Below are 9,766 nucleotides of genomic sequence, written 5' to 3' on the forward strand. Positions count from 1 at the left end.
TGGGTGCTATCAGCGCGAGCGAGGCGCTTCAAGGCCGGACGCCTGCTGCAAGATGGCGCGCGCGGCCCAAACGCCGCTAGCAAAGCAGCCTTGCAGCAAATAGCCCCCAGTAGGCGCTTCCCAGTCCAGCATTTCGCCGGCGACGTAGGTTCCGGGAACGGCGCGGAGTTGCAGGCTCTCATCCACTGCATTCCACGACACGCCGCCCGCCGTGGAAATGGCTCGATCCAGTCCGCGCGGTGCAATCACGCTAATGTGGACGGCCTTGATGAGGGCGGTGAGAGCCTTTGGTTCGCGCGGTGGCGGACCGCCTTCGTGCAAGAGGCCGATTGAGACCGGCGCGAGCCCCAACGTCTTGCGCAGCGTTGAAGAAAGAGAGTCGCCGGCCTTTGCGCGCGCAAGCTTGGCTTCAACCTCGCTGTAGCGAAGGTCAGGGCGCAAATCGATACGAATGATCGTTGGCGCTGTTTCGCGGAGGTCCGAGGAAAGCGCGTAGATCGCGCTGCCTTCGATGCCGTATTCCGTGATTACGGCTTCGCTACGCACGCCACGAGAGTAGTGGCGAACAGCGACGCCCTTGAGCGGCTGGCCCGCGAAGCGGGTGCGGAAATGTTCGCTCCAAGCAATCTCAAATCCGACATTCGCCGGCTTCAGCGGCGCGATCTCGACGCCGTTCGCGGCAAGCGCGCCAACCCATCCGCCATCCGATCCAAGCTTCGGCCAACTCGCGCCGCCAAGCGCGAGGAGCGCCGCCTCCGCCGCGATCGTTTCGTGCGCACCGTCCTCGCGCTGAAACAACAGCGCGCCGCTATCATCCCAACCCAGCCACTGCATCCGCGTCCGGATCGTCACGCCCTGCGCCGCCAGCCGCGCCAGCCAAGCGCGCAGTAGCGGTGAGGCCTTCATCGCTTTCGGAAACACACGCCCACTGGAGCCAACAAACGTCTCTTGTCCCAGGCCTTCGGCCCACGCGATCAGATCACTCGGCGCAAACGCGGACAGCATCGGCTCAAGCCGCGCTCGCGCCGCGCCATAGCGAGCCATGAACCGCTCCGTCGGTTCGGAGTGCGTGAGATTAAGTCCACCGCGACCCGCCATCAGCAGCTTACGGCCAACGCTCGGCATGCGCTCGTACACGACAACGCGCGCGCCACCTGCGCTCAGCGTTTCAGCCGCGATCAGCCCGGCCGGTCCAGCGCCGATAACAGCAACCGGCGCATCACTCATGCAAGTGGCTGCACGCCTCGATCTTGTTGCCGTCCGGATCGCGGACGAACGCGCCGTAATAGTCCGGATGATATTCCGTTCTCAATCCCGGCTTGCCGTCCTCGATGCCGCCTTGCTCAAGCGCCGCAAGATAGAATGCATCCACCGCTTCTCGCGTCTTAGCGTTGAACGCGATATGCACGCCGTTGCCCATGCTCGCGGCCTGGCCGTTGATTGGCAGCTGGATCCAGAAATTCGGAAATTTTTCGCCGTAACCGACGCCAACCAATTGTCCGCCAAACTCAACCGGCATCACCGCCGTCATGCCCAGCGGCGCCAACACGGCGTCATAGAAATCCTTCGAACGCTTCATGTTACTGACGCCGACGGATACGTGATCGATGCTCATGCGCGAACTCCCTCAACGCCAACGCGCGAACCAATCCAGCGTGCGCTTCACCGCAAGCTCACGCGAGGCCGCGTCGTAATCATGTGAACCAGCACGGCAAAAGCCGTGTCCGGCATCGTAGAGATAGAGAGGGGAGTCCGGCGCCGCTAGGCGCACGCGCTCGATATACTCCGGCGGAATCGAAGTATCTCGCGCTCCATAATGCAGCATCACCGGAACGCGCGGCTTGTTGTCGGTCAGATCCGCGATCAAGCGCCCGTAGAAGCACGACGCCGCCTTCAGCCCTGTGCATTGCGCCGTCGCCATCCAAGTCGCGGCGCCGCCGTAGCAAAAGCCGGTGACGTAGACAGGTTGCGGCAGTGCATCGATCGCGGCCTGGATATCCGAAACCACTTGCGGCCAAGGCGAGGCCATCACGGCGCCGATGCCCTTCTTGATCCCGTCCGGATCATGCGCCGCGTGAAAGTCCTTCTCCACCCGATCGAACAACCCGGGTGCGATCGCCGCGTATCCCGCATCCGCGAACACTTGGCACATCTCGGCAATGTGATCGGTGAGCCCGAATATCTCCTGGATCACCACCACGCCGCCCCTCGGCGCATCCTCGGGAGCGGCGGAAAGGGCAATGATTTTCGCGCCGTCTATGGCGCTTGTGAGCATCGTCTTCTGCATCGCCGCTCACTCGCACGAGTGCGCCGCGGCGTCGAGCCTAACCGTCAAAGCCACTGGCGCGACGGCTAGAGGAGGGCCATCGTCGGCGGTAATGCGTGTCGCCGTCCTGATCTGCACGTTCGTTGCGGCGCTGTTCGCTGCCGTGCCCGCGCGGGCAGAATGCCTCGCCGCGCCGGACTTGCCGGCCGACGCCGCCGCCGGTCCCGCCGCGCACGACCGCCAGGGCCGCCTAGTCGCACCGGTGATGGTCAACGGCCAAGGCCCGTTTCGCTTTATCGTCGATACCGGCGCCAATCGCTCGGTGCTCTCGCGCCGCTTAGCCGAGCAACTGGGACTCGTCCCGTCAGGCGTAGGTATGGTGCATTCCATCGACAATGTGAGCGAAGCGCCGCTCGCGTCGATAACGTCGTTGCGCTACGGCGCGCTCGATCTGCCTTCAGGCGCGACGCCTTTGCTCGAGGGACCGGTACTCGCGGGCGAAGACGGTTTGCTTGGCGTCGATGGCATGCGAGGCCGGCGTCTGCGCATGGATTTCGAACGCCGCTGTATCGAAATCACGCCGGCGCGGAATGCCGGCATGCTGCGCGGCTGGGAAATGGTGCGCGGTGAATTGCGCTTCGGCCATCTTGTGATGGTGCGCGCCGCGGTGCGCGGCGTCCGCGTCAATGTCCTGATCGACACGGGCTCCGACACGTCGCTGGCCAACACGGCGCTGCAGGAAGCCTTGCGCACCCGCATGCGCGATAGCGACGAGGCCTTCGGCGCGCCGCGTGCGTTCACCGCGGGCCAAACCGTAGTGCTCGACAACATCATGGTCATCTCGCAGCTTTCGATGGGCGAACTCGAACTGGACAACGTCGCCGCCTATGTCGGCGATTTCCACATCTTCGCGCTGTGGGACCTGCTGGAGGATCCGACGCTTCTCATCGGCATGGACGTGCTTTCGCAGACCAAAGGCCTGGCCATCGACTACGACCGCGCACGCGTCTTCTTCGATCTCGGCGACCGCCGCCGCGGCCGCTGGGCGGTCAATTAGCCCGACTGCATTTCGCACGAGAATGTGAAGGGGCAGCTGCTGGCGCAATCGCCAAACCGTGCAATCATCCGCGCATGGGAGGACTCGAACGGACTACGGCGGGGGCCGCCGTTTCGATGTGGTTGGCGCTCTCGGGCGCGGCCAGCGCCGAGTGCGTCGCCGCGCCAGAACCTGCACCATCGATGACCCCAGTAGCAGCGGATACCGCTGCCGCCACCATGCAGCGCGACTATAGCGGCCGCGTCATAGCGCCGGTGATGGTCAATGGGCAGGGCCCATTCCGCTTCATCGTCGATACCGGCGCCAATCGCTCGGTGCTGTCTTCTGCGGTCGCGGAGCAGCTCGGCTTGATATCCACAAGCGTCGGCGAAGTCCATTCGATTGCGAGCGTCGCCTTAGCGCCGCTTGTGAATGTCGATTCGATCACGTTTCAGGGTTTGCGGCTTGAGAGCGCCGCCCTCCCGGTCATGGATGGTGGCGCGCTTAGCGAGCATGGCATTCTCGGCGTTGACGGATTGAGAGGGCACAGACTTCGCATCGATTTCGAGCGCGGCTGCATGGAAATCATGCGAGATGCGCACGCCGCGCCCCAGAACTGGTGGTCAGTGCAGGGCGAACTGCGCATGGGCAATCTTCTGCTTGCGCGCGCAACCATCGACGGCGTTCCCGTCAATGTTCTCATCGATAGCGGCTCGGATGTTACGCTGGCCAATCACGCCCTAAGAACCGCCCTCGGTCGCGCGCGCCAGCGTCGCGCCACGATGTTTCTTGCGACCTCGACCGACTCCGGCAGCCACCGATTCACCGATTTCTCTCTGCGTCTCCCGGACGTGCGCATGGGCGAGTTGACCATTCGTAACCTGAACGCGTATCCTGCCGACTTCCACATATTCGATTTGTGGGGACTTCAGGACGAACCCACTTTGCTGATCGGCATGGACGCGCTTTCGCAAGTCGGCGCCATGGAGATCGACTACGCCAATGCGCGGCTCTTTTTCCGCCGCGAGCGCGTCGAGAGTGGCCGGGCGCGGCTGCGGGCCGACTAAGCCTTCAGCGTCAGCCGGCCACGCTCGGTCCAGAGCACCGCGCCCAGCGTCGCTAGGCCCGCCAGAAACAATCCGAGCGCAAACGGCCCGACCGTTCCGTCAAACGCCCGCGCAATCAGCGCCCCCAACGCAGCGCCGCCCGCCGATGTCATCGCGCCAAATACCGCCGACGCCGATCCGGCGACGCGCCCCATCGGCTCCATCGCCAGAGCGTTAAAGTTGGACGATGTCAGCCCGATCACGCTGAACGTCAGCGCCAGCAGCACCATGAACGCCAAGAACGATACGCCCGTCGTTAGAGTCAGCGCCGTGAACACAAACCCCATCGCCGTGAACCACAGCGTCATGGTGTGGGAAATCCGGCGCATGCCGTGACGCACCACGATGCGCGAATTGAGGAATGTGCCGATGGAGATCGAAATCGCGATCGCCCCAAATGCAATCGGGAAGGCGGCGCCGAGATCGTACACGTCGACAAAGATCTGCTCGGCCGCCGTGATGTAGGCAAACAGCGCCGCCGTGATAAACACGGTTGCGATCATGTAGCCCACCATTTGGCGATTGCTCAGCACAGTTGCGTAAGCAGCCAATATGGCGCCTGGCCGAAACGGCGTGCGGTTCTCGTGGCGCAGCGTCTCCGGCAGCCGCCACATCGACCAGGCCGTGATCGCGAGCGCGTAAAGCAGCAAACCTCCGAAGATCCAACGCCACGGCGCGACGAATAGAATGAGCTGACCGATACTCGGCGCAACGATCGGAACCACCATGAAGATGGTCATCGCCATCGACATCACCTGCGCCATGCGCCGGCCTTCGGTGAGATCGCGCACCACCGTCACCGCGATCACCCGCGTCGCACCCGCGCCCAAGCCTTGTAGCGCACGCGCCGCGAGAAAGAGCTCGAAGGTTGGCGCCACAACGCACAGCACCGAGCCCAAGATATAGATGCCCAGCGCAGAGATCAGCACGCTGCGCCGCCCGAACGCATCGGCCAGCGGCCCGTACACAAGCTGGCTCACGCCGAACAGAGCTATATACGCCACTACGACGAGTTGGCGGTCGTTGTCGTTCGTCAGTCCGAACGCGCGCCCGATGTCGGGCAACGCCGGTAGCATGATATCGATCGCCAGCGCATTCAGCGCGGAAAGCGTCGCCACCATGGCGACGAGCTCGGGCGTGGAGAGTGGCCGCTTGGGCGCAGCCTCACGCATTGAAGCGGAAATGCATCACGTCGCCTTCCTTGACGACGTACTCTTTGCCTTCAAGCCGCATCTTGCCGGCTTCCTTGGCGCCGACCTCGCCGTTGAAGGTGATAAAGTCGTCATAGGAGATCGTCTCAGCGCGAATGAAACCCTTTTCGAAATCGCCGTGAATGACGCCCGCGGCCTGCGGCGCCGTCCAACCCTTCTGGATCGTCCACGCGCGCGCTTCCTTGGGGCCAACCGTGAAGTATGTCTGCAGGCCAAGCAGATCGTAGCCGGCATGAATGAGCTTCGTCAGCCCCGGCTCTTGGAGGCCGACAGTTTCCAGAAACTCTGCCTGCTCTTCGTCGCTCAGCGCCGCGATCTCGGCTTCCAACTGCGCGCAAATCACCACGCACGCCGCGTGCTCTTGCTTTGCGCGCTCCTGCACCCGCGCCGTGTGCGCGTTGCCGCCGGCAGCATCTGCTTCGTTGACGTTGCACACGTAAAGCACGGGCAGGGCGGTCAAGAGCTGCAGCATCTCGAACGCCTTTTGCTCTTCGGTCGCGCGTTGGGTCAGCCGCGCCGGCTTGCCGTCTTCCAGCAGCGCCTTGGCGCGCAGCACCAGTTCCAGCGTGAGCTTCGACTCTTTGTCGGCGCCCTTGGCTTTCTTCTCGAGATTGCTGACGCGCTTATCCAAGCTTTCCAGATCCGCCAGCATCAGCTCGGTCTCGACCGTCTCCAGGTCCGCGATCGGATCGATACGGCCTTCGACGTGTGTAATGTCGTCGTTCTCAAAACAGCGGAGCACGTACACGACAGCGTCGCATTCGCGAATAGTGCCCAAGAACTGATTGCCCAGCCCTTCGCCCTTCGACGCGCCGCGCACCAGCCCCGCGATGTCGACGAAATTCATCCGCGTGGGAATGATCTCCTTCGACTTGGCGATCGCCGCCAGCTTATCCAGCCGCGGCTCAGGCATCGCCACTTCGCCCACGTTCGGCTCGATCGTGCAGAACGGATAGTTCGCCGCCTGCGCTGCAGCCGTCTTCGTTAACGCATTGAACAGCGTCGACTTGCCGACGTTCGGCAGCCCCACGATGCCGCACTTGAAACCCATGTGTCTGAAGTCCTTGAAATGTGTGCGGATGACCTAGCCCAGCACGCGTGATACTTGAAGCGCCAGGGAGGCCCCAATGCTGACAAAGCTAATAGCCGCCATTGCATCGCTCGGTTTCGCCGCGCTTATCGCCGCACCCGCCGCAGCTCAGATCGACCGCAGCCCCGGCGCTATGGTGGGCCACTGGACCGGCGTGATCGCCGAGAACGGCGACATCCCACAGTACACGCTCTCGGTTCACATCAACCTCGACCGCGACGGCGATCCGGTTGGCAAGGTTGAGTACGATGCTTTTCCCTGCGCCGGTGTTTGGACCGATGCACGCCGCCAGGGCGAGCGATGGACGCTACAGGAGACAATCACCGAAGATGTCGATCGCTGCGCTGTTCACGTGGTGATCACAATCGAGCAGCAGAGCGCCAACAGCTTGGAAGTATCGCTGCAACCCGTGGGCAACGATGGCTCGCCATCGACAGGCATGCTCCAGCGGCGCTAACCGCGTCCTAGCGCTTTCGCCGCCAAATCGCGCCATACACGCGCTTCCGGCCGCAGCGGCGGTGCGATCTTCTGCAAGCGGCGCTCAATCTCGGCCATGCCGATCTCGGCATCTTCCCTGCGTCCCAGCTTCGCCATGAACGCCACATAGCGCGCGCCGCTTTCCAATCCTGGCACCCGATCCGCCGCGAAGCGATACGCATCGTCGGCTTCTTCGTTGCGGCCCAAGCCCTCGTAAGCGCGCGCAAACGCCAGCGCGACAACCGGTGTCGAGCCCTCGCGGCCGAGCGCTTTAAGCTGCTCCAAGCGCTGCACCGCCCCCGCGTAGCGCCCAAGCTCAAGCAACGCATTGGCGTGTCCCATTAGAATGGTCGGGTCTTCAGCCCAGTGTCCTTCGACACAAAGCGCCCACTGCGCCTCGGCATCGCTCCAACGTCCGAGCGCCTCGGCGGCCTGCGCCACCTTCATGCGATTGCCGACAGTTGGCGTGTCCTCAAGCGCGCGCATGGCGTTGCGAAAATCGCGTTCTGGATCGAGCGCCTGGCGCGCCGCCTTGCCGACATTGCGCGCGGTGCGCCCGCCCATCATGTCCGGCAGCATGACAGCGAAGAAGTAAAACGCCGCACCCAGCGGTCCGCCGATCACGAGGATCCAGAGCCAGTACATTTGCTGGCCGGTCCGCACCACGTGTAGGGCGCAGATGATCGACGGAATCCACGTGATCAGTAGAGCGATCGGCATGTTCGGTCGTCTTCCCCCAAAGCGCGCGCGTGCCGCGTTTTCATACGGAAATTCGTTTCGGTTGCGAAGAGAAGCAGTGCTTTTGCTTGGCGCTCGCCGCGAACGCCTGTACCGCGAATCGTCAGATATCCACAAGACGAGGAGCCCCGATGGCTCAGCACCGCTGGAATCGCCGCTTCTTTCAAGACGCCGACGCGCCCCCGGACAACCTCGTCTATTTCGAACCCGACCGCATTCGCCGCCGCCGTTTCGCCGAACGTGAGCGCGAAGGGCGCCGCGCCGAAGAGACCGACCGCAGCGGCTCTGAGCGCCACCTCGAACGCGCTGCCAAGCGCTTGAAGCATGTCAGCGCAATCGACCGCGTTCTCTACGTGCCGCAATGGGATATGGCGAAAGCCGAGATCGCAATGCGCAAAGCCGGTGTTACCGGCTCGGTCAGCAATCTTTGCGGTACCCGCCGCAAGATCGTGCGCGCGGGAAGAACGCGCTAAGGCGTCTCGTCCTTCTGCTGACGCGGATTGGCTTTCACCGCCGGCGCAAGGCGCAACACTTCGCCCTGAAACTTCTCGTCCTCGCCTTGCGCCAGCAACGGCGCAGACTGCGCCAAAGCGTCGAGCAGCTTATCGACCCATTCGCGTTCACTCTTGGCGAAGTCGCTGAGCACGTGGCCTTGCACCATGTCGGCATGTCCGGGATGCCCGGTGCCTAAGCGCGCGCGGCGGAAGTTATCTTCGTCGAGCCAGGCCGCAATCGAGCGCACGCCGTTATTGCCGGCAGCGCCACCGCCCGTCTTCATGCGAAAGCGTCCGGGCGCGAGATCGATCTCGTCGTAAAACACGACGATATCCTTCGGTGCGATCTTGTAGAAGCGCGACGCCTCCGCCACCGCGTGCCCGCTGTCGTTGTAGTAGGTCTGCGGCTTCATGATCAGCGCGCGCACGCCGCCAATCGCGCCTTCGCACACTTCGCTGCGAAACTTCTTCTTCCACGGCCCAAAGCCATGCGCGCGCGCAATCGCGTCGGCTGCCATGAAGCCGATATTGTGCCGGTTGCCCGCGTATTTCGCGCCCGGATTGCCGAGGCCGACGAGGAGCAGCATGGTCGCCTTCTAAGCTTCCCTGTTGAGGGAAGGGAAGGCGCTTAGCCTTCCTTCTTCTTCTCGTCGCCGGCGGCGGCATCGCCTTCCGCCACTGCTTCACCTTCCACCGGCGCTGCGGCGGTCGTGGTCGTCGGTTCGACTTCGGCCTTGCGGCCGGCGACGGTCGCAACCGTGAAGTCGCGGTCGCGGATCACAGGGCGCGTGCCTTCCGGCAGCGTGACCTGCGAGATGTGGAGCGAGTCGCCGATGTCCATACCGGTGAGGTCGACGACGATCTCTTCCGGAATCTTGTTGGCTTGGCACTTCAGCTTGATGGTGTGGCGAACGACGTTCAGCACGCCGCCGCGCTTCAGGCCGGGGCTGTCGCCGTGGTTTTTGAAGTGCACGACGACGTCGATGGCGATCTCGGCGTTTTCTTCGACGCGATAGAGGTCGACGTGGATCGGCTTGTCGGTCACCGGGTGGAACTGGATCGCGCGCGGGATCACCGGCTGCTTCTCGCCTTGGTGGATCAACTCCACCATGTGCGAGAGGAACTTGCCGGAGCGGAGCGCCGTCTCGACGTCCTTGGCCTTGATTTCGATCGGGATCGAGCCGCGCTTGCCGCCGTAAAGGACGCCGGGGATCAGGCCGGAATTGCGGGTCGCGCGAGCGCCGCCGGTGCCGATTTTTTCGCGCTTTTCAACGTTCAGAACAATGCCAGCCATGGCCTTCGAGCCTTCAAATTCCGGGGCGCCGGTAAAAATGGAAGCGGGGCTTCT

At 63.4% G+C, this 9,766-nt stretch carries 12 protein-coding genes; 4 read left to right on the forward strand and 8 right to left on the reverse strand.

Annotated elements, in window-relative coordinates; translation table 11 throughout:
- Positions 1–9 precede the first annotated feature (9 nt).
- From DSM104635_RS04820 to DSM104635_RS04830, 3 genes are read right to left on the reverse strand one after another with little or no spacing between them, the layout of a single operon-like run.
- Entirely contained in the window at positions 10–1,227 is a 1,218-nt protein-coding gene (locus tag DSM104635_RS04820) for a BaiN/RdsA family NAD(P)/FAD-dependent oxidoreductase (protein ID WP_158765116.1), read from the reverse strand.
- On the reverse strand, positions 1,220–1,615 hold the full coding sequence (locus tag DSM104635_RS04825) for a VOC family protein (RefSeq protein ID WP_158765117.1): 396 nt from the start codon (positions 1,613–1,615) through the stop codon (positions 1,220–1,222). The genes DSM104635_RS04820 and DSM104635_RS04825 overlap by 8 nt, the downstream gene beginning before the upstream one ends.
- Before the next feature lie 12 nt (positions 1,616–1,627).
- Entirely contained in the window at positions 1,628–2,287 is a 660-nt protein-coding gene (locus tag DSM104635_RS04830) for a dienelactone hydrolase family protein (RefSeq protein ID WP_158765118.1), read from the reverse strand.
- Between the two features lie 91 nt (positions 2,288–2,378).
- Here DSM104635_RS04830 and DSM104635_RS04835 point away from each other — a divergent pair, with 91 nt between their 5' ends.
- Together DSM104635_RS04835 and DSM104635_RS04840 are read left to right on the forward strand one after the other, a co-directional pair.
- Positions 2,379–3,323: an aspartyl protease family protein gene (locus DSM104635_RS04835; protein ID WP_158765119.1), complete on the forward strand. Its 945-nt coding sequence runs from the start codon at positions 2,379–2,381 to the stop codon at positions 3,321–3,323.
- A gap of 74 nt (positions 3,324–3,397) precedes the next feature.
- On the forward strand, positions 3,398–4,369 hold the full coding sequence (locus DSM104635_RS04840; protein ID WP_158765120.1) for a retroviral-like aspartic protease family protein: 972 nt from the start codon (positions 3,398–3,400) through the stop codon (positions 4,367–4,369).
- Here DSM104635_RS04840 and DSM104635_RS04845 read toward each other — a convergent pair.
- Both DSM104635_RS04845 and ychF read right to left on the reverse strand, forming a co-directional pair.
- Positions 4,366–5,580 (reverse strand): multidrug effflux MFS transporter, encoded by a 1,215-nt coding sequence (locus DSM104635_RS04845; protein WP_158765121.1) that lies wholly within the window; start codon positions 5,578–5,580, stop codon positions 4,366–4,368. The two genes, DSM104635_RS04840 and DSM104635_RS04845, sit on opposite strands and share 4 nt — an antisense overlap.
- The gene (gene ychF, locus DSM104635_RS04850) at positions 5,573–6,670 is read right to left on the reverse strand and encodes a redox-regulated ATPase YchF (RefSeq protein ID WP_158765122.1); all 1,098 of its coding nucleotides are present in this window, start codon (positions 6,668–6,670) and stop codon (positions 5,573–5,575) included. Before ychF ends, DSM104635_RS04845 begins: the two co-directional genes overlap by 8 nt.
- 76 nt (positions 6,671–6,746) lie before the next feature.
- Here ychF and DSM104635_RS04855 point away from each other — a divergent pair, with 76 nt between their 5' ends.
- The gene (locus DSM104635_RS04855) at positions 6,747–7,166 is read left to right on the forward strand and encodes a hypothetical protein (RefSeq protein WP_158765123.1); all 420 of its coding nucleotides are present in this window, start codon (positions 6,747–6,749) and stop codon (positions 7,164–7,166) included.
- Here DSM104635_RS04855 and DSM104635_RS04860 read toward each other — a convergent pair.
- Complete coding sequence (locus DSM104635_RS04860; protein ID WP_158765124.1) at positions 7,163–7,906, reverse strand: hypothetical protein; 744 nt, start codon at positions 7,904–7,906, stop codon at positions 7,163–7,165. The two genes, DSM104635_RS04855 and DSM104635_RS04860, sit on opposite strands and share 4 nt — an antisense overlap.
- Before the next feature lie 149 nt (positions 7,907–8,055).
- Here DSM104635_RS04860 and DSM104635_RS04865 point away from each other — a divergent pair, with 149 nt between their 5' ends.
- A complete protein-coding gene (locus DSM104635_RS04865) occupies positions 8,056–8,397 on the forward strand; it encodes a hypothetical protein (protein ID WP_158765125.1) in 342 nt (113 codons plus the stop codon).
- Here the strand turns inward: DSM104635_RS04865 and pth are convergent.
- Both pth and DSM104635_RS04875 read right to left on the reverse strand, forming a co-directional pair.
- The gene (gene pth / locus DSM104635_RS04870) at positions 8,394–9,005 is read right to left on the reverse strand and encodes an aminoacyl-tRNA hydrolase (protein ID WP_158765126.1); all 612 of its coding nucleotides are present in this window, start codon (positions 9,003–9,005) and stop codon (positions 8,394–8,396) included. The two genes, DSM104635_RS04865 and pth, sit on opposite strands and share 4 nt — an antisense overlap.
- Positions 9,006–9,046: 41 nt before the next feature.
- Positions 9,047–9,712 carry a 50S ribosomal protein L25/general stress protein Ctc gene (locus DSM104635_RS04875; protein ID WP_158765127.1) on the reverse strand — a complete coding sequence of 222 codons (666 nt, stop codon included), beginning with the start codon at positions 9,710–9,712 and terminating at the stop codon, positions 9,047–9,049.
- Positions 9,713–9,766 lie beyond the last annotated feature (54 nt).

It is taken from the genome of Terricaulis silvestris (assembly GCF_009792355.1).
Lineage (GTDB): Bacteria > Pseudomonadota > Alphaproteobacteria > Caulobacterales > Aquidulcibacteraceae > Vitreimonas > Vitreimonas silvestris.